Raw genomic sequence first — 19,217 nt, 5'->3', positions numbered from 1 at the left:
TAAAACGTTTTCGTATATTTTAACATTTTATTAATAAATTATTCTTATTGTATTTTTTTCATTTTTTTTTATAATAATTACTTATTTTTCAATTTCAAGCATTATAACTATTAATATCGAAAAAGTGTTTCCAACTTTTTTTTTATAAAAATATAGCGCATATCTTAGGTAAATAACAAGGTGTAAAATGCCTTTAAATTCTACTTATTATGCTTAAAAAACAAGGACTCTATTTACCAGAATTTGAACACGATAATTGTGGTGCAGGATTTATATGTAGCTTAACCGGAAAACGATCTAACGATATCATCCATAAAGCGCTTGAAATATTAGTAAAATTAGAACATCGCGGTGCAGTAAGTTCTGATGGTGTTACTGGTGATGGAGCAGGAATTCTTATAGACATCCCACATAAATTTTTCAAAATTTTCTGTGAATTTGAACTCCCTGAATCTGGAGACTATGCAGTGAGTAATGTTTTTCTTCCAAGAAAGGAAAATCAACGTCAATTTTGTATTGATGTTTTTGAGAAAGAAATACAAAATCAAGGTCTTAAATTAATAGGCTGGAGAGACGTACCTGTTAATAGTGAAGTTTTAGGTAAAGTAGCTAGAGAAACCGAACCTTTTGTTAAGCAAATATTTATAGGTAAAGCTAATAAAGAACAAACCGAAAGAGAATTTAATATAAAATTATATGCTGCGCGTAAAATTGCAGAACATACTATATACGACTCTAAACTATCAGAATCTAAGTATTTTTATCTTCCTAGTTTATCTACAAAAATCATCATTTTTAAAGGCTTATTAATGCCAGAACATATTAATGAGTACTATTTAGACTTGTTTAATTCGGCATTAGATACGCGTTTAGCATTAGTACATCAGCGCTTTTCTACCAACACATTCCCTACTTGGGACTTAGCACAACCGTTTAGATACATTTGTCATAATGGTGAAATAAATACAGTAAGAGGTAATGTGTCTAGAATGTTTTCTCGCGAGGAAATCATGGAAAGCCCATTGTTTGGTGACGATATTAAAAAGATTATTCCAACCGTTTTAAAAGGAAAGTCAGATTCTGCAACCTTAGATATGGTTGTCGAGTTGTTATTAATGACTGGTCGTTCACTTCCTGAAGCTATGATGATGTTAGTTCCTGAAGCTTGGGAGAAAAACCCAAACATGTCTGACGCTAAAAAAGCATTTTACGAATACAATTCCTGCCTAATGGAACCTTGGGATGGACCAGCTTCCATACCTTTTACAGATGGTAATTTTATTGGTGCAGTTTTAGACCGAAACGGATTGCGTCCTTCACGTTACACAGTAACTAAATTAGGTAATGTTATTATGTCTTCGGAAACTGGAGTAGTAGACATTAAACCTGAAAATGTAGAATATCATGGTCGTTTAGAACCAGGAAAAATGTTTCTGGTAAACATGAATGAAGGCAGAATTGTTAATGACGAAGAAATAAAAGAAGAAATAGCCTCTAAACACCCTTACAGAAAATGGTTAAACGAAAACCTGATTCATTTAAGAGACATTGAAGCCAAACAAGGACCTATTCAGTACGACGAAATAGACCTTAAAAAACGTGAGGTTATTTTTGGATATACACAAGAAGATTTCAACACTATTATTCGTCCTATGGCGCAATTAGCTAAAGAGCCAATTGGTTCTATGGGAAGCGATACGCCTATTGCAATCTTATCAGAAAAACCACAGTTAATCTACAACTATTTTAAGCAAATTTTTGCCCAAGTTACCAATCCACCTTTAGATGGAATTCGTGAAGAGTTAATTACAGACATCAGTTTAACCTTAGGAAGCGATGTTAATATTTTCGATATTAATGCAGACCATTGTAAAAAGCTAAAAATTCAGAATCCAGTAATCTCAAAACATGATTTAGATAAAATTAGAGATTACGATACCAATCCAGATTTCAAAGTCGAATCTATTTCCATGTTATACGAAGTAAATCGTGGACTAAACGAATTAGAAGTCGCTCTTGAAAACTTAGTAAACAAAGCGTCAAAAGCAATTGATAATGGAGCAAATATCATTATTCTTTCAGATAGATTTGTAGACGAAAATCATGCACCAATTCCAGCGCTTTTAGCTTGTTCTTATGTGAATCATGCGCTTCATAAATTAAAAAAACGTTCAAAAATCAGCTTAATTATTGAATCTGCAGAACCTCGTGAAGTTCATCATTTTGCCTTACTATTTGGATATGGAGCAAGTGCTGTAAATCCTTATATAGTTAATGAAATTGTTCAGAAACAAATCGAAAACCAAGACGTCACAGATTTAGAATATTTAACTGCAATTAAAAATTACAACAAAGCAGTTGGAAAAGGCATTTTGAAGGTTATGAACAAAATCGGAATTTCAACCTTAAACTCCTACAGAGGATCTCAACTTTTTGAATGTATCGGAATTAAATCGTCTACAGTCGAAAAATATTTCCCAAACACAACCACTCGTATTCAAGGTATTGGCTTAAGAGAAATTGAACAAGAAATTGTAAAACGTCACAAAAAAGCATTCCATAAAAATATAGAGCCAACTATTGAAGTTGGAGGTGATTATAGATGGCGACGCGGACAAGAAAAACACATGTTTAACCCATTAACAGTTGCTAAACTTCAGGAATCTGTTAGAACCAATAAAGCCTCTACTTTTAAAGAGTATTCAGAATTGGTAAATAACCAATCTAAAAGTTTAATGACCATTAGAGGTTTGTTTGAGTTTGATCAATTTGACCCTATTCCGTTAGAGGAAGTAGAACCTTGGACAGAAATTGTAAAGCGTTTTAAAACAGGAGCCATGTCTTATGGTTCTATTAGTAAAGAAGCGCATGAAAATTTAGCAGTAGCCATGAATAGAATTGGAGGAAAATCTAATTCTGGTGAAGGTGGAGAAGATCAAGAACGTTTTTACAAAAGCTCTCAAGGAGATTGGAGAAACTCTGCTATAAAACAAGTAGCTTCTGGTCGTTTTGGTGTAACTTCAAATTATTTAACTAGCGCCAACGAAATTCAAATTAAAATAGCACAAGGTGCAAAACCTGGTGAAGGCGGACAATTACCTGGACTAAAAGTAAATCGTGAAATTGCAAAAACCAGAAACTCTACGCCTTATGTAGGTTTAATTTCACCTCCACCACATCACGATATTTATTCTATTGAAGATTTATCGCAACTCATTTATGATGTAAAATGTGCCAATCGTGAAGCTAGAATTAACGTAAAACTAGTATCTGAGGTTGGTGTAGGAACCGTAGCTGCTGGTGTTGCTAAAGCTAAAGCAGATGTAATTTTAGTGTCTGGTTTTGATGGTGGTACTGGAGCTTCTCCTTTAACATCCTTACGTCATGCAGGATTACCTTGGGAACTTGGTATTGCAGAAGCACAACAAACTTTAGTAATGAACGACCTTAGAAATCGTGTAGTTTTAGAATGTGATGGACAACTAAAAACAGGTCGTGATGTCGCTATTGCTTGTTTATTAGGAGCAGAAGAATTTGGTTTTGCTACTGCACCTTTAGTCGCTTCTGGCTGTATCATGATGCGTGTTTGTCACTTAAACACCTGTCCTGTTGGAATTGCAACTCAAAATCCAGAACTACGTAAAAAGTTTAAAGGAAAACCAGAACACGTAGTAAACTACATGTATTTTGTAGCGCAAGAATTACGTGAAATTATGGCTAAATTAGGATTTAGAACCATCAATGAAATGGTTGGCCAATCTCAAAAACTAAATAGAAATAAAGCTATAGATCATTATAAATCTTCAGGAATTGACTTAACACCAATTCTTCACAAAGTAAAAGTTGATGAAGATGTACAATTATTTAATACCTACTGTCAAGACCACAATTTAAATGTGCATTTAGACTTCAAAATTGTTAAACAAGCACACCAAGCTTTGTTCAGAAGACAAAAAATACACTTCGAATTACCTATCACCAATATAGACCGTGCAGTTGGAGCCATTGTTAGTAATGAAATCTCAAAAATCTATGGTGCAGATGGTTTACCAGAAGACACTATTGATATTGATTTCCATGGTTCTGCAGGACAAAGTTTTGGAGCATTTGCTACCAAAGGATTAAAATTCACAGTACATGGAAATACAAATGATTACTTAGGAAAAGGTTTATCTGGAGGGAAATTAATTATTAAAGTGCCTGAAAAATGTACGATAACTCCAGAAGATAATATCATTACTGGAAACGTAACGCTTTATGGAGCAACATCTGGTGAAGTATATATAAACGGAAAAGCTGGAGAACGTTTTTGCGTTAGAAACTCTGGTGCAAAAGCAGTTGTAGAAGGTATTGGAGATCATGGTTGTGAATACATGACAGGTGGTGTTGCTGTAATTCTTGGCGCTGTAGGCAGAAACTTCGGAGCAGGAATGAGTGGTGGAGTTGCTTATGTTTTTGATGAAAAAGAAACCTTTAAGCAACACTGTAATTCAGACGATTTAAATATTGATCCAGTTGAAAACGTTGAAGATCAATTACAACTAGAGCAGCTTATTGAAAATCATTTCCTTGCAACTGGAAGTCCTTTAGCAAGACGCATTTTAGATGATTGGAAAAACTACCTTCCAAAATTCAAAAAAGTATTACCAGAAGAATACAGACAGGCCTTATTAATATTAGAACAAGAACAATTAGAATTAGCGTAGATTATGGGAAAGACAACAGGATTTTTAGAGTTTAAGCGCCAAAACGAAAGTTATATTGAGCCAAAAAAACGAATTGAAAACTATAAAGAATTTACGGTTCCACTTAAAGAGGATAAGTTAAAAGACCAAGGTGCACGTTGTATGGATTGCGGAATTCCGTTTTGCCATAGTGGTTGTCCATTAGGTAATTTAATTCCAGATTTTAATGACAAAGTCTACAAAGGAAAATGGAAAGAAGCTGCCGAAATTTTACACAAAACAAATAACTTTCCAGAGTTCACTGGTCGTTTATGTCCTGCACCTTGCGAAGAAGCATGTGTTTTAGGTATAAACGAAGATCCTGTAACTATTGAGAATATTGAAAAAAATATAGTTGAAACTGCCTTTAACGAAGGATGGATTACAGCTCAACCACCAAAATTAAGAACCGATAAAACGGTTGCTGTTATAGGTTCTGGACCTGCTGGTCTAGCAGCTGCACAACAATTAAATCGAGCAGGACATAGCGTTACTGTTTTTGAACGCGATGCAAAAGTTGGTGGTTTATTACGCTACGGTATTCCAGATTTTAAGATGGAGAAAAACGTAATAGATAGACGTGTTGCCGTTTTAGAAGAAGAAGGTATTACTTTTAAAACCAATGCACATGTTGGTGTAAATGTAGATGCAAATCAACTTAAAGACGATTTTGACGCTGTAGTTTTATGTGGTGGCGCAACAGTTAGACGAAACATTCCAATTCCTGGAGCAGACCTAAAAGGCGTTACTCAAGCAATGGATTTCTTAAAACTAAACAATCAATTTGTAGATGGCTTAGTAGAATTTAAAGACATTATTTCTGCAAAAGGAAAAGACGTCATTGTAATTGGTGGTGGAGATACAGGAAGTGATTGTATTGGAACCTCTAATCGTCATGGAGCTACTTCGGTTACCAATTTCGAAATTTTAAGTAAACCTACTGAAGGTCGTCCAGCACACCAACCTTGGCCATATTGGCCAATGAAGCTAAAAACAACCTCATCACACCAAGAAGGTGTAGAACGTTTTTTTAGTATTTCTACAAAAGAGTTTTTAGGAGACAAGGACGGAAATTTAATTGGCCTAAAAACGGTTGAAGTTGAATGGATTTTTAAACCAGGTGAAAGACCTCAATTAAATGAATTACCAAATACAGAAAAAACTTGGGAGTGTAACTTAGCATTATTAGCACTTGGTTTTACAGGAGCTGAAAAAACGCTAGCAGAACAATTTGGATTAAACATGGATTTTAGAACCAATATTGAAGCATCTACCAAAGATTACAAAACGAACATTCCTGGTGTTTTTGCAGCTGGAGATATGCGTCGCGGACAATCTTTAATTGTTTGGGCAATTTCGGAAGGAAGACAAGCAGCGCATCACGTTGACACCTATTTAATGGGAGAATCTAGCTTACCACTAAAAGATGATAGCGATTTACCTAGAGTATAAATAATTCCTGTACAGGCAGGAATCTTATAAAGTAAAAAAGCAGCTTGAGGAAGGTGCTTTTTTTATTTCTTAACTAAATACTTATTCAGGAAACTTTCTTCGTATTTCCTCTAAACACAAATTACCAATACTACCAACATGTGTATGTTTCTTAGAAGTATCTGGCGTATACGTTCCGTTTTCTACTTCTCCTCCAATTTTCTTATAAGCTTCTCTAAAAGGCATGCCTTCTACTACCAACGTATTAATATTATCTACAGTAAACAAGTATTGGTATTTAGCATCGTTTAAGTCTATTTCTTTTACAATAACTTGCTGAATCGCATAATTAAAAATATCTAACAAATCTTTGACATCTTCAATTGCTGCTATGATATTTTCTTTTAACAACTGAAAATCTCTGTGGTAACCACTTGGTAAGTTGTTGGTAATTAATACCATTTCAGTATGCAACGCTTGAATTTTATTTGCTTTACCTCTAATTAATTCAAACACATCCGGATTTTTTTTATGTGGCATAATGCTACTTCCTGTAGTTAACTCGTCTGGAAAGGCAACAAAGCCAAAATTCTGACTATTATACACACAAATATCCATTGCAAAACGCGCTAAGGTATTACACACACTTCCTAAAGCTAAAGCAATGGTACGTTCGCTTTTACCTCTACTCATTTGCGCAGCAACGACGTTATATTTTAAAGTAGAAAACGTTAATTCTTTAGTAGTTAAATCTCTATCAATAGGAAAAGAACTTCCGTAACCTGCTGCAGAACCTAAGGGATTTTGATCTACTGTTTTTAAAGCTGCGTTTAGTAAATAAACATCGTCAATCAACACCTCAGCATAAGCAGAAAACCACAAACCGAAAGAAGAAGGCATTGCGACTTGTAAATGCGTATAACCTGGAAGTAAAGCCTCCTTATGTGTTTCCGCTAAACCTAACAACGTATTGAAAAAGACTTCAGTCTTATCTTTAATCAGCCTTAGGCTGTCTTTATAATATAACTGAAGTGCAACTAAAACCTGATCGTTTCTAGAACGTGCTGTGTGAATTTTTTTTCCAACATCACCTAAAGTTTTTGTTAGTTCGTATTCAATTTTAGAATGTACATCTTCAAAGGAATCCTCAATAACAAACGTTCCGTTTTCAATGGTTTCAGCAATAGCTTGTAATCCGCTTTTTAATTGTTCTAATTCATCGGAAGAAATAATTCCAATAGACGCTAACATAATGGCATGCGCCAAAGATGCTTCTACATCGTATTTTGCAATATGCAAATCAATTTCTCTGTCGTTTCCAACAGTAAATTGTTCTATTTTTTTATCGATACTAATTCCTTTATCCCAGAGTTTCATAATTTTATTTTTTATAGTCATTGCGAATGAAATGAAGCAATCTTATGATGAGATAACTTCGTCATTCTTCCTCGTTATGACGTTTACTAAAGTACTTTTTCTAATAATTCAATATATATTTTAATCCCTTCTTCAATCTCATTCACGTAAATAAACTCGTCAGCGGAATGCGATCGTGTGCTATCTCCTGGACCCAATTTTAACGAAGGGCAACTTAATACTGCTTGATCGGATAATGTTGGCGAACCATAGGTACTTCTGCCAATTTCTATTCCTGCAATAACCAATGGATGATCTATTGGAATGGAAGACGAATTTAATTTTATACTTCTTGGAATAATACTATCACAAGGTGCTTCCTTTTGTAAAATATCCACAATATCTTGATTTGAATATTTATCATTCACACGAACATCTACAACTAACTTTACATCTGCTGGCACTGCATTGTGTTGTTTTCCTGCATTAATTTGTGTCACTGTCATTTTTACTTCCCCTAAAGCATCCGATGTATTAGAAAAGGTATAATTTTTAAACCATTCTAAAACGGAAATACTATTATAAATCGCATTATCATTATTTGGATGTGCAGCATGACTTGGCGTTCCTTTTACCACTGCGTCAAATACTACTAAACCTTTTTCGGCAACTGCTAAATGCATCAACGTTGGCTCTCCTACAATCGCGACATCTACTTTTGGAATAACATTTAGCATGCTATTCAATCCGTTTGGACCACTACTCTCTTCTTCCGCGGAAGCGACAATAACTAAATTAAAATTTAAATCTTCTCTATTGTAAAAATACGCGTAGGTCGCTAATAAACTCACCAAACAACCTCCAGCATCATTACTACCTAAACCATATAATTTTCCGTTTTCAACAATGGCTTTAAAAGGATCTTTGGTATAACCATTATTTGGTTTTACAGTATCATGATGTGAATTTAATAATAAGGTTGGTTTACTTTCATCAAAATGCTTGTTAGTAGACCAAACATTATGTTGTGTACGATGAAACGGAATATCTTGTTGCTTAAACCATTGCTCAATATGCGCAGCAGTAGGCCCTTCTTCTGAAGAAAACGACTGCGTTTCTATTAATTGCTTTAACAATGCAATTGCCCTGGTTGTTAGTTTTTCTATCATTTTGTAATTGTTGTGTGTTTATTGTCTTTTTGAAAAAGCATTTGCGCTTTACCTATACAAACTTTTTGAACTTGATTATTTACAGCATGGAAACAGTTGTTTAATTTTGGCAACATGCCTTCATAAATAATACCATTTTCAATTAACGGTTGGTAGGTTTTAGTGTTTATATTTTGGATAACAGAATCGTCATTATTTACATCTTCTAAAACGCCCTTTTTTTCGAAGCAATAATATAATTCAGTTTTATATTTTGTTGCAAAACCTATTGCTAATTCGGAAGCAATCGTATCTGCATTGGTATTTAATAATTGTCCGTTTCTATCATGAGTAATCGCGCAAAACACAGGTGTAATTGTATTGTTTAAAAGAATTTCTAAGGTTTCTGTATTTACCTTTTTGACGTCTCCAGCAAATCCATAATCGATAGGTTTAGATGGTCTTAAATCCGAAACTACCGTGTTGCCATCTGCTCCTGAAAAACCAATAGCATTACAACTGTTAGCTTGTAATTGTGCGACTATAGTTTTATTGATTTTTCCAGCATAGACCATAGTAATAATATTTAAAGTATCTGCATCTGTAATACGTCTTCCATCAATCATTTTAACCTCAACTTTCATTTGTTGCGCTAATTTAGTTGCTAGTTTTCCGCCTCCATGCACTAGGATTTTAGGTGCTTCTATAGTCGCGAATGCTTTTAGGAATTGCTGTAAAGCGCTATCATCATCGATGATGTTTCCTCCAATTTTTATGATTTTTAGTGTTTTCATAATTTTTAGTTGTCATTACGAGGAATTTATGACGAAGTAATCTTCTTCAATTTAAAAGATTGCTTCAATCGTACCTCTTTCGCAATGACGATTATAATTTTTCCAATATCTGCTTCAACACAATTTGCGCTGAAAATGTCCTGTTATTGGCTTGTTGCATTACAACAGATTGTTCACTATCTAAAACCGCATCTTCAACAATTACATTTCTTCTCACTGGCAAACAATGCATAAATTTAGCGTCTCCAAGTTTTGATTTTGTTATCATCCAATTTTTATCTTGACTTAATACTTTTCCGTAGTCATTATAACTACTCCAGTTTTTTACATAGACAAAATCTGCATCTTTTAATGCGTCTTCTTGGTTATGATTTATGGTTGTGTTTTTCGTGATAACTTCATTTAATTCATAACCTTCTGGATGTGTAATGGTTAAATCTACATCCATATTTTGCATTATTTCTACAAACGAATTTGCAACTGCTTGTGGCAACGCTTTTGGATGTGGAGCCCAAGACAAAACGACTTTAGGTTTTGATTTTTCTGTTAATTCGGTAATGGTAATTGCATCTGCCAATGCTTGTAAAGGATGTGCTGTAGCACTTTCCATATTCACAATTGGAACTGTTGCATATTTTATGAAACTATTCATTACAAATTCAGATTCGTCTTTTTGTTTATCGGTTAAACTAGGAAACGCTCTAACCGCAATCACATCTGCATACTGCGAAATAACTGCTGCAGCTTCTTTTATATGTTCTGAAGTATTTGCATTCATGATGGTACCATCTTCAAACTCTAGATTCCAAGCGTCATTTACGTTTAAAACCATAACGTTCATACCCAGGTTTTTTGCTGCTTTTTCTGTGCTTAGCCTTGTTCTTAAACTGGCATTAAAGAAAAGCATGACTAAGGTTTTATTTTTTCCTAATTCCTGAAACTCAAAAGGATTCATTTTCAATAAAATGGCCTCCTTAATGGTTTCCTGAAGATTAGATATATCTTTTATGTTGGTGTATTTTTTCATGTTTACTTCCTGCGAAAGCAGGAATCTTTTTTAATTAATTTAATTCGCTTTTTAAAGCCTCAAAAAACAAATTCACGTGTTCTTTTTTGATGGTTAAAGGCGGAAGAATCCGTAATAAATTCGGATTTTTAGCACTTCCTGTAAATATCTTATGTTCAAAAATTAACTTTTTACGAAGGTCTGCTATTGGAAAATCAAACTCCAACCCTAACATTAATCCACGACCTTTTATGTTTTTAATTGCCGAAATTTCTTTTGCTTTCTCTAGAAAATAAGCTGAGATGTCTTTAGTATTTTGCATCAAATCCTCTTCTTCAATAACTTCTAATACAGTCGAAGATGCAACACACGCTAAGTGATTCCCACCAAAAGTGGTTCCTAACAAACCAAAAGAGGCTTTAATATTTGGGTGAATTAAAATACCTCCAATTGGAAAACCATTCCCCATGCCTTTGGCAATCGATATAATATCTGGAGTTACATTATATTTCTGAAACGCAAAGAAATCGCCAGTTCTACCAAAACCAGATTGTACCTCATCCGCAATAAAGCACGTGTTATATTTTTTACATAACGCATCTACACCCTCGTAGAAAGTTGCAGTACTTTCATCTAAACCTCCAACGCCTTGAATACATTCTATAATTACTGTACAAACATCGTTATTAGCTAGTGCTTTCTCCACACCTTCTAAGTCACCTAATTCCAGAATCTCAACCTCTTGTTGCGCATTAATTGGTGCAATAATCTTTGCATTATCAGTTGCTGCAACAGCTGCAGATGTACGACCATGAAATCCGTTTTTAAAAGCAATTACCTTTTTCTTTTTAGTATGAAAGGAGGCTAATTTTAAAGCATTCTCATTCGCTTCTGCTCCAGAATTACATAAAAACAATTGGTACTCTTTACAACTAGATAACTCACAAAGTTTTGTTGCTAACTCAACTTGTAGTGGATTTTGAATTGAGTTACTATAAAATCCTATTTTAGAAACTTGCTCTGAGATAGCAGACACATATTTTGGATGCGAATGTCCAATAGAAATCACAGCATGTCCACCATACAAATCTAAATACTTGGAGTTGTTTTCATCAAAAACAAAGACATCTTCTGCCTTTACAGGAGTGATATCAAACAAAGGATAGACGTTAAACAAACTCATATCTGTTCTTTTTTAATATTATTAATTTTATTAAACGATGCAATCATTCCTTGAATTAAAGACGAGCTCAACCCTTTATGTTCCATTTCATTTAAACCTTCAATCGTACAGCCTTTTGGTGTGGTAACTCTGTCAATTTCTTCTTCAGGATGGTTTCCATTGGTAATCAACAAACTTGCAGCTCCTTCACTGGTATACATGGCTAATTCTTGTGCTTCTTTGGCATCAAAACCTAACTGAATTGCTGCTTGTGTTGTTGCTCTAATTAATCGCATCCAAAAGGCAACACCACTTGCGCAAACTACTGTTGCTGCTTGCATTTGACTTTCTGGAATACTTAATGAATGCCCTAATCGATTAAAAATAGCTTCAGCAATTTTAATGCGTTTTTCACCTTGCACATTACTACATAAGCATGTCATAGATTTTCCAACTGCAATAGCAGTATTTGGCATGGCACGAATAATAAATTTATCTGCTCCAACCTGTGCCTCAATCTTAGGAATTAGAAAACCTGTAATAGTCGAAATCAACACGTGTTTCTCTGTTAATTCCGGCTTAATGTCATTCAATATTTGCTCAAAATGCGCTGGTTGCACTGCAAAAATGATAATATCCGACTGCTTAACCGCTTCTGTATTATCTGTTGTAACATACACGTTTTTATATCCATCAAATTCTTGAATCTCATCCAAATTCCGTTTGGTTAAATACAAACTAGTAATCGCATTGTTGGTAATCAAACCTTTTGCGATGGACTTTCCTAAGTTTCCTGTTCCTATAATTGCTATTTTCATCGTAGTGACCGCGAAAGCGGTTATCTTTTTTAATTAAACTATATTTTCACTTAGACCTTTCGACTGCGTTCAAGGTGACATCTTTTTATTATTTGGGCGTTACCACAAGGGTCGCGTTTTCCGTTATATCTTTTTATTTGACAACTTCTCGACTGCGCTCGAAGAGACAAATAAAAAGGATGCCACTTCAACCGCTAACGCAGCTGCAGTACTTTTAAAAATAAGTTGCTTTCAGTTTTAAACCTTCCGTTTCTTCAAAACCATACATTAAATTCATGTTTTGCACCGCTGCTCCAGAAGCTCCTTTTAATAAATTATCAATGGTACTTGTAATTAGTAATTTGTCTCCATGTTTTTCAAGACTTATAATACATTTATTGGTGTTTACCACTTGTTTTAAAAAGATACTTTCATCTGAAACTACTGTAAATACAGCATCTTTATAATACGCTTTGTACATTGCTTTTGCCTCCTCAAGAGAACCTTTATACCTTGTATACGTTGTTGCAAAAATTCCTCTAGAAAAATCACCTCTATTTGGCATAAAGTTGATTTCGGAATTAAAGTCGCTCTGCAACTGTTTTACTGTCTGATTAATTTCACCTAAATGCTGATGATTAAATGCTTTGTAATGCGAAAAATTATTATCTCTCCATGTAAAATGCGTTGTTGTAGATAAAGAAGTTCCTGCTCCAGTTGCACCTGTTACTGCATTTATATGTACATCATTAGTAAGCAAGCCATTTGCAGCTAAAGGCAAAATTGCTAATTGTAATGCTGTTGCAAAACAACCAGGATTTGCAATGTAATTGGCTGTTTTAATCGCTTCTTTATCTAATTCTGCTAAACCATATACAAATTCTTTTCCTTGAAAATTCTTATTTGCAAGCAATCTAAAATCGTTACTTAAATCTATAATTTTAGTAGTATCTGAAAAAGTGTTTTTTTCTAAAAAAGCAGTGGAATTTCCATGACCTAAACACAAGAAAAGCAGATCAACTTCTGAATTAATCCTATTCGAAAATTCTAACTCAGTTGTACCAATTAAATCTTGATGTACTTGGTATACTTTATTTCCTGCATTAGATGTACTATAAATAAAATTAATATTCGCTTTTGGATGATTTAACAACAACCTAATTAATTCTCCTGCTGTGTAACCAGCACCTCCAATGATTCCTACTTGTATCATAATTCTGAATTTATTTGTTGATAAATTTTATTCTGATTTCCAATAATCTTAATAAATCCTTTGGCGTCATCTGCTGTCCAAGCTTTATTTTCTTCACCATAGGTACTAAATGCACTAAACATTAAATCGTGATTGGAAACAATACCATCTAAAGAAAAATGATACGGTTTTAAAGTGACCACCACATTACCAGACACCATTTTTTGTGAGCTTTGTAAAAAAGCTTCCGTATCACGCATTACAGGATCTAAGTACTGTCCTTCATGCAAATGCATTCCGTAAAAACTAGACAGATACTCTTTATGTTGTAATTGCCATTTTGTAAGCGTATGTTTTTCTAATAAATGATGTGCCTTTATGGTGATTAAAGCTGCAGCAGCTTCAAAACCAACTCTTCCTTTGGTACCAACAATAGTATCTCCAACATGAATATCTCTTCCAATAGCATATGCAGAAGCAATAGTGTTTAGGTTTTCAATATTGACTTCTGGCGCATTTTCTTGTCCGTTTAAAGCAACAAACTCCCCGTTTTTAAAGGTTAATGTCACTTTTTCTTCGCCTTCTTTTTCTAATGGTGAAGGATAGGCTTCGCTTGGCAAAGGTTTTTCAGACTTTAAAGTTTCTACACCTCCAACACTTGTTCCCCAAAGTCCTTTGTTTACAGAATATTTTGATTTTTCCCAAGACATATCTACACCTTCCGACTTTAAATATTCTATTTCTTCTTCTCTAGTCAGTTTTTGATCTCTAATTGGTGTTATAATTTTAATACCAGGAGCCAAAGTTTGAAAAATCATATCAAAACGTACTTGATCGTTTCCTGCTCCTGTACTTCCATGCGCGATATATTCTGCATCAATACTTTTAGCATATTCTATAATCTCTATAGCTTGGATAATACGTTCTGCACTTACTGATAAAGGATACGTACTATTTTTCAATACATTCCCGAAGATTAAATACTTGACTACTTTAGTATAAAAAGTAGCAACTGCATCAATGTTTTTACACGTAGAAACTCCCATTTTATAGGCATTACTTTCTATTTTCTTAATCTCTTCCGTAGTGAAACCTCCTGTATTTACACTTACTGCATGTACATCATAATCTTTAGATAAACTTACTGCGCAATACGATGTATCTAAACCTCCACTATATGCTATAACTAATTTTTTATTACTCATTTTTATCTTTTTTTAGAAATCTTGTTTGCTTAATGCTTTTTAATCTGGTCCACACTTTTTTATCGTATTTGTGTTCTTCAACAGGCTTAGCCTCTTTTGATGGGTCATACAACATGCCTGTACATAAGCACATGGTTTGCTCTGTTCTGGTTAAAACGTCAAAATTCTTACAGGTTTGGCAACCGTTCCAAAAGGTTTGATCTTTAGTTAATTCTGAAAATGTAACGGGTTTATAACCTAAGTCGCTATTCATTTTCATAACAGCTAAACCTGTAGTAATACTAAATACTTTGGCATTTGGATACTTGGTTCTAGAATGGTCGAAGATTACTTTCTTTATTTTTTTTGCAAGTCCTAAATTTCTAAAATCAGGATGTACAATTAAGCCCGAGTTAGCAACAAACTTACCATGACTCCATTGTTCGATATAGCAAAAGCCAGCAAACTTATTATCTTCTAGAGCAATGACTGCATTACCATTTTCCATTTTGGTAATGATGTATTCTGGTTTACGTTTTGCAATACCTGTTCCTCTAACTTGAGCAGCGTCTGCAATAGTTTGGCAAATAATATCTGCGTAAACACTATGTGACTTATCAGCAATAACAATTTTCATTGTAATTGATTTATATAATTAAAAAATATTGATTTTGTTTTTTTGAGATTCCTGACTTTGCAGGAATAGAGAACCGGACTCACCTAAGTTCTAAAATAGAAGTACACCCTTAAGGGCGTCGACGTAAAATGGGACGCACAACAATCCTGTTATTATTTCTAATAACTGTATTTGGAAAAGTAAATATTTGTGATGTGTGGTTCACTGTCTGAAAAAAAATAAAAACTATTAACTAAAAGCTTGAAGTATGCATATTAGCGACGTCGTCTGCGTAATAGCAAACTTGTGGGTCTTTCGTTTTTATTTATAATTGTAAACATGATGCAAACGTATAATTTAATTTAATACAAACATTTAATTTTTGTGCTTTTTAATGAATTTTTGCGAATTTGAAAGTTTTTAAGCTCATAATTATCAAAATCATACTAAAAACTGAAACAAATCGGGTTTATCATTTAAATAGTCTCCAAAAAAATTATTCAACTTCATTTTAGTTATTAAAGGTTCTAAATCGCTTGGAGATTTTAATTCTAAACCAACCACAGCAACATCATTTTCGCGGTTTACTTTTTTAGTATATTCAAAGTGTGTAATATCATCTGTTGGACCTAAAATATCTACCACAAATTCGCGTAAAGCACCGGCGCGTTGCGGAAACTTGACAATAAAATAATGTTTTAAATTAGCATGCAACAATGCACGCTCTTTAATCTCTGGAGTACGTGTGATGTCGTTATTGCTTCCGCTAACAACACACACAACATTTTTACCTTTTATTTCTTCTTTATATTGCTCCAAAGCTGCTATGCTTAATGCTCCAGCTGGTTCTACAACTACAGCATCTTTATTGTATAATTCTAATATGGTTTGACAAACTTTACCTTCGTCTACCGTAATCATATCGTTTAAATTTTGCTGACAAATTGCAAAGTTTAAATCACCAACACGTTTTACTGCTGCACCATCAACAAAGTTTTCGATATTTTTTAATTCGGTGTTTTGTTTTCGTCTTAAAGACGTAGACATTGAAGGTGCTCCTGTAGGCTCAACTCCAATTATTTTTGAGTTTGGAGACAATAGTTTAAACACTGAAGACAATCCTGCAGACAAACCTCCACCACCAACAGGAACAAATACATAATGGATTGGATGTTGCACTTGATCTATAATTTCTAGTCCAACGGTTGCTTGGCCTTCAATAACTTTTTCATCATTAAAAGGATGAATAAATGTTTTATTTAATGCTTCACTTTGTTGCATTGCTGCATGATATGAATCATCAAAAGTATCACCAATTAATACGACTTCAATATACTCTTCGCCAAACATTTTTACTTGTTCCACCTTTTGATTAGGTGTTGGAGAAGGCATAAAAATTGTTCCTTTTATTTTTAACAACTTACATGATAACGCCACACCTTGTGCATGATTTCCTGCACTTGCACATACAATTCCGTTTTCGATTTCTGTTTGGCTTAAAGATGACATTTTGTTGTAAGCACCTCTAATTTTATAGGAACGTACTTGTTGTAAATCTTCACGCTTAAACATGATATTAGCGTCGAATTGCTTAGAATAATTTCTGTTAGACATTAAAGGCGTTACAGATGCAACTCCTTTTAATTTTTCTGCAGCAGCTTCAACAGATGCTAATGTAGGCTTGTATGTTGTTGTGGTGTTTTCCATGTTTTATGAGATCGCGAAAATTAAATCGGAATGACAATAGATTTAAGCTAAAACTGATTCTTCTGATTTTACATCAGATTTTATAATTTTCATTGCAGTCATTGCTGCTCTTAATCGTTTACCAACTGTTTCGATTGGATGATTTCTAATGGCATCGTTTACAGCTATTAATTCTACATTATCAACTCCATTTGTAGTTGCAAATGCTTTACCAATAATATCTGTTTCCACTGTTTTCATGAAATCTTTTAATAACGGTTTACATGCGTGATCAAATAAATAACAACCATATTCAGCAGTATCAGAAATCACTCTATTCATTTCAAATAATTTTTTTCTAGCAATTGTATTAGCAATTAATGGTAATTCGTGAAGTGATTCATAATACGCAGAATCTTCAATAATTCCTGCACTTACCATGGTTTCGTAAGCTAACTCAACACCAGATTTCACAAATGCAACTAGTAAAGTTCCATGATCAAAATATTCTTGCTCAGAAATATGATCTGTTGTTAACGTTGTTTTTTCAAAAGCAGTTTCACCTGTTTCTGCTCTCCATTTTAAAAGATTTACATCATCATTTGCCCAATCTTCCATCATGGTTTTTGAGAAGTGACCTGAGATAATATCGTCCATATGTTTCTCGAATAAAGGACGCATGATATCTTTTAATTCTTCTGACAATTGGTATGCTTTTATTTTTGCAGGATTAGACAAACGGTCCATCATGTTTGTAATTCCACCATGTTTTAAAGCTTCAGTAATGGTTTCCCAACCAAACTGAATTAATTTTGCTGCATAACCAGGCTCAATACCTTCGGCTACCATTTTATCGAAAGATAAAATTGCTCCAGTTTGAAGTAAACCACAAAGAATAGTTTGCTCACCCATTAAGTCACTTTTTACCTCAGCAACAAAAGACGATTCTAACACACCTGCACGATGACCACCAGTTGCAGCAGCATAAGCTTTTGCCTGAGCCCAACCTTTGTTTTCTGGATCGTTTTCTGGATGTACAGCAATTAATGTTGGCACACCAAAACCACGTTTATATTCTTCTCTAACCTCTGTTCCTGGACATTTTGGAGCAACCATAATTACAGTAATATCTTCTCTTATTTTAGTGCCTTCTTCTACAATATTAAATCCGTGAGAATAACTTAGCGTAGCGCCCTTTTTCATTAAAGGCATTACTGCTTCTACAACATTTGTGTGTTGTTTGTCTGGTGTTAAGTTTAATACTAAATCTGCAGTAGGAATTAGCTCCTCATAAGTCCCAACATTAAATTCGTTGTCGGTAGCATTTTTGTAAGAAGCACGCTTCTCATCAATAGCTTGTTGCCTTAATGCATACGAAATATCTAAACCTGAATCACGCATATTTAATCCTTGGTTTAAACCTTGTGCGCCACAACCAATAATTACAATTTTTTTTCCTTTTAATGCGTTAACACCATCTTCAAACTCTGAAGTATCCATGAATCTACATTTACCTAATTGATCTAATTGGTTTCTTAATGATAATGTGTTGAAATAATTTGACATTGTCTTTTTATTTTAATTATTGGTTATGCTTGAAAAGCTTCCAGTATTGTTGATATTTTCATTTCGTCTTTTGTAACAGCAATACGTCCTGAACGTGTAAATTGCATGATTCCAAAAGCACTTAATTCTCTATATAATAATTCTATTTCTTCTTTACGTCCTGATTTTTCAATAACAAAAAAGTCACGATTTACAGTTACAATTCTAGCGTTGCTTTCTTTAATTATATTCTGAATTTGTCGCTCTTCAAACAATAAATCAGATTTCATTTTAAAAATGCAAGACTCTTGATAAATGGTGTCTTCATCTGTATGAAAGTAAGCCTTAATAACTTCGACTTGTTTTTCAATTTGACCAATTATTTTTTTCATTTGCTCTTCGGATATATTTACAACAATTGTAAATTTTGAAACACCTTCAATTTCTGAAACTGAAGAATTTATACTTTCAATATTTATATGTCTACGCTGAAATATTGCCGAAATACGATTTAATAATCCTATATTATTTTCGGTGTAAACCGAAACAGTGTATATGTTGTTTTCTGCTTCCATA

The 19,217-nt window shown here is 33.8% G+C and carries 14 protein-coding genes; 2 read left to right on the top strand and 12 right to left on the bottom strand.

From position 1 onward, the window contains the following. Positions 1 to 209: 209 nt before the first annotated feature. Both gltB and CLV86_RS12780 read left to right on the top strand, forming a co-directional pair. Positions 210 to 4,706 carry a glutamate synthase large subunit gene (gene gltB / locus CLV86_RS12785; RefSeq protein WP_121052867.1) on the top strand — a complete coding sequence of 1,499 codons (4,497 nt, stop codon included), beginning with the start codon at positions 210 to 212 and terminating at the stop codon, positions 4,704 to 4,706. Between the two features lie 3 nt (positions 4,707 to 4,709). Then, positions 4,710 to 6,176: a glutamate synthase subunit beta gene (locus CLV86_RS12780; RefSeq protein ID WP_121052865.1), complete on the top strand. Its 1,467-nt coding sequence runs from the start codon at positions 4,710 to 4,712 to the stop codon at positions 6,174 to 6,176. Positions 6,177 to 6,257: 81 nt separating this feature from the next. On the opposite strand, the gene argH is transcribed toward CLV86_RS12780, so the two are convergent. The 12 genes from argH to ilvN all read right to left on the bottom strand — a co-directional run bounded on the left by argH (position 6,258) and on the right by ilvN (position 19,216). Beyond that, positions 6,258 to 7,532 carry an argininosuccinate lyase gene (gene argH, locus CLV86_RS12775; RefSeq protein WP_121052863.1) on the bottom strand — a complete coding sequence of 425 codons (1,275 nt, stop codon included), beginning with the start codon at positions 7,530 to 7,532 and terminating at the stop codon, positions 6,258 to 6,260. Between the two features lie 86 nt (positions 7,533 to 7,618). Further along, positions 7,619 to 8,680: a M20 family metallo-hydrolase gene (locus tag CLV86_RS12770; protein ID WP_121052861.1), complete on the bottom strand. Its 1,062-nt coding sequence runs from the start codon at positions 8,678 to 8,680 to the stop codon at positions 7,619 to 7,621. Then, positions 8,677 to 9,453: an acetylglutamate kinase gene (gene argB, locus CLV86_RS12765; protein WP_121052859.1), complete on the bottom strand. Its 777-nt coding sequence runs from the start codon at positions 9,451 to 9,453 to the stop codon at positions 8,677 to 8,679. The genes CLV86_RS12770 and argB overlap by 4 nt, the downstream gene beginning before the upstream one ends. 91 nt (positions 9,454 to 9,544) lie before the next feature. Continuing rightward, positions 9,545 to 10,480, bottom strand: a complete 936-nt coding sequence (locus CLV86_RS12760; protein WP_121052857.1) for an N-acetylornithine carbamoyltransferase — start codon at positions 10,478 to 10,480, stop codon at positions 9,545 to 9,547. A gap of 34 nt (positions 10,481 to 10,514) precedes the next feature. Next, positions 10,515 to 11,642, bottom strand: coding sequence for an aspartate aminotransferase family protein (locus CLV86_RS12755; RefSeq protein WP_121052855.1), 1,128 nt, complete (start codon positions 11,640 to 11,642; stop codon positions 10,515 to 10,517). After that, positions 11,639 to 12,439, bottom strand: coding sequence for a pyrroline-5-carboxylate reductase (gene proC / locus CLV86_RS12750; RefSeq protein ID WP_121052853.1), 801 nt, complete (start codon positions 12,437 to 12,439; stop codon positions 11,639 to 11,641). The genes CLV86_RS12755 and proC overlap by 4 nt, the downstream gene beginning before the upstream one ends. Before the next feature lie 214 nt (positions 12,440 to 12,653). Beyond that, the gene (argC, locus tag CLV86_RS12745) at positions 12,654 to 13,631 is read right to left on the bottom strand and encodes an N-acetyl-gamma-glutamyl-phosphate reductase (RefSeq protein ID WP_121052851.1); all 978 of its coding nucleotides are present in this window, start codon (positions 13,629 to 13,631) and stop codon (positions 12,654 to 12,656) included. Beyond that, entirely contained in the window at positions 13,628 to 14,815 is a 1,188-nt protein-coding gene (locus CLV86_RS12740) for an argininosuccinate synthase (protein ID WP_121052849.1), read from the bottom strand. The genes argC and CLV86_RS12740 overlap by 4 nt, the downstream gene beginning before the upstream one ends. Continuing rightward, positions 14,808 to 15,431: a GNAT family N-acetyltransferase gene (locus tag CLV86_RS12735; protein WP_121052847.1), complete on the bottom strand. Its 624-nt coding sequence runs from the start codon at positions 15,429 to 15,431 to the stop codon at positions 14,808 to 14,810. Before CLV86_RS12735 ends, CLV86_RS12740 begins: the two co-directional genes overlap by 8 nt. 420 nt (positions 15,432 to 15,851) lie before the next feature. Beyond that, positions 15,852 to 17,117 carry a threonine ammonia-lyase IlvA gene (gene ilvA / locus CLV86_RS12730; protein ID WP_121052846.1) on the bottom strand — a complete coding sequence of 422 codons (1,266 nt, stop codon included), beginning with the start codon at positions 17,115 to 17,117 and terminating at the stop codon, positions 15,852 to 15,854. A gap of 42 nt (positions 17,118 to 17,159) precedes the next feature. Next, positions 17,160 to 18,662, bottom strand: coding sequence for a ketol-acid reductoisomerase (gene ilvC / locus CLV86_RS12725; protein WP_121052844.1), 1,503 nt, complete (start codon positions 18,660 to 18,662; stop codon positions 17,160 to 17,162). Positions 18,663 to 18,685: 23 nt separating this feature from the next. Then, positions 18,686 to 19,216, bottom strand: a complete 531-nt coding sequence (gene ilvN, locus CLV86_RS12720; RefSeq protein WP_121052842.1) for an acetolactate synthase small subunit — start codon at positions 19,214 to 19,216, stop codon at positions 18,686 to 18,688. Position 19,217: the final 1 nt, after the last annotated feature.

Origin of the sequence: Lacinutrix venerupis, from assembly GCF_003663945.1 — a bacterium.
GTDB classification, from domain to species: domain Bacteria; phylum Bacteroidota; class Bacteroidia; order Flavobacteriales; family Flavobacteriaceae; genus Lacinutrix; species Lacinutrix venerupis.
Note: the sequence above shows the minus strand (reverse complement) of the source record. Positions and strands in the feature narration are given on the sequence as shown.